Here is a 1,890-nt window from a genome sequence, read left to right on the forward strand (position 1 = left end):
AATGCTAGAATAAATAGAATTTATCAATTAACTCCTACATGGTCGTTTCCTCGCAACTGCCGAGTTATCAAGATGTTTTAGTGGTGGGATCGGGAGCGGCGGGATTGTATGCCGCACTGTGTTTACCCCCTAACTTAAAGGTGGGTTTAATTACCAAAGAAGATTTAAAAACCGGGGCTAGTGATTGGGCGCAGGGAGGGATTGCGGCGGCCACGTCCCCGGCAGATTCCCCCGTTTTCCATTTAGAAGATACCCTGAAGGCCGGAGCGGGCTTATGTGATCGCTATGCCGTCCAGTTTTTAGTTGAGAAGGCCCCCCAAGCGATCGCTGATTTGCTGCGGTTAGGAGTTAGTTTTGATCGCTCTGGAGACGACTTAGCCCGCACTCTTGAGGCTGCCCATTCCAGGGCCAGGGTGCTACACGCAGCCGATCGCACTGGGAGAGCGATCATCAGTACCCTAATGGAAAAAGTGACCGAGCGCTCCAATATTACCATTATTCCCCAAGCGATTGCGCTGAAACTCTGGCTTGACCCGGAAAGGCAACGCTGTCAAGGTATTTGTTTACTCCATCAAGATCATCTCTGTTGGCTGCGAGCGCAAGCAGTCATTCTGGCTACGGGAGGCGGCGGTCAAGTCTACGCCCAAACTACCAATCCCGCCGTTAGCACCGGGGATGGAGTCGCCCTGGCTTGGCGTGCTGGGGCAGTGATTCGCGACCCAGAATTTTTTCAGTTTCACCCCACCGCCTTAACTGTGCCGGGGGCGCCGCGGTTTTTAATTAGTGAAGCGGTGCGCGGCGAAGGAGCGCATTTAATTGATGCCCAGGGGCGGCGTTTTGCCTTCGATTATCATCCGGCCGGAGAATTAGCCCCCCGGGATGTGGTCAGTCGGGCGATTTTTAGCCATTTGCAAAAAACCTCCGACGATCCCGCCCATGCCAAAGTATATCTAGATTTAAGACCGATCGAACCGGAGCGTCTGCGTTATCGTTTCCCCAATATTATCCGCATCTGTCAAAAATGGGGCATTAATGTGTTTGAAGATGTGATTCCCGTCGCCCCCGCCGCTCACTATTGGATGGGGGGGGTGGCCACCGATTTAAACGCCCGCACTTCTCTACCCGGTTTGTATGCGATCGGCGAAGCCGCTAGTACAGGTGTTCATGGAGCCAATCGTTTAGCCAGTAATTCTCTCTTGGAATGTATTGTCTTTGCGGCAAGTTTAGTTGAAATAGGTCTAGAGCCAGAAAACTTTCGTGGGGAAAGACCAGAAAAACCCTTAGAAATTGCGGAAAACTGGCAGGAAGAACAGGAAGACTGGCAAAAAGTACGGAAAGAATTACCGATTTTAATGTGGGAAAATGCGGGAATTTGCCGATTTCAAAATGAGTTAGAAATTGCTATCCTACGGGTGCAACAGTGGAAACAACAGTTACAATCCTTAAAGATGGGCCAATTTCTCCAGAATCTTCTCCCCGACAAAGGACAATTATTTTTGTGTCCTTCGGTGCAGTTAGAAATAAGAATAGCGATCGAGACATTAAATCTTCTAGATATCGCCGACTTAATTCTGGAAAGTGCCTTATTACGAGCAGAAAGCCGAGGCGGTCACTATCGGGGCGATTATCCAGAAACTGTAGCTAATTGGCAATTCCACACGACTATTCAGGGTCGAACATGGCGCAAAACTCCTGTGCAAGCTTAATTAGGGGCTGCTGAAAAAGTTTTTCGTGGGGGCAGGGTGTGGGATGTGGGGTGTGGGGTGTAGGGTTTTACCGATTTTGAGGTAGTCAGTTACCTAATTTTCAGGGAAAAAGTACCTGAATTTTACCCCCGATCCCTCCAATGGTCGGCACTTTTTGAGGTCAAAAAAGTCTAAAAGCCTTATC

General features: G+C 49.5%; 1 protein-coding gene. It reads left to right on the forward strand.

Annotation, left to right across the window (positions count from 1 at the left end; genetic code table 11):
• The first annotated feature begins 38 nt into the window (after positions 1–38).
• Positions 39–1,706: an L-aspartate oxidase gene (gene nadB, locus PX484_RS02725; protein WP_002800175.1), complete on the forward strand. Its 1,668-nt coding sequence runs from the start codon at positions 39–41 to the stop codon at positions 1,704–1,706.
• The last annotated feature ends 184 nt before the right edge of the window (positions 1,707–1,890 follow it).

Origin of the sequence: Microcystis sp. M49636_WE2, from assembly GCF_030065375.1 — a bacterium.
GTDB classification, from domain to species: domain Bacteria; phylum Cyanobacteriota; class Cyanobacteriia; order Cyanobacteriales; family Microcystaceae; genus Microcystis; species Microcystis aeruginosa_C.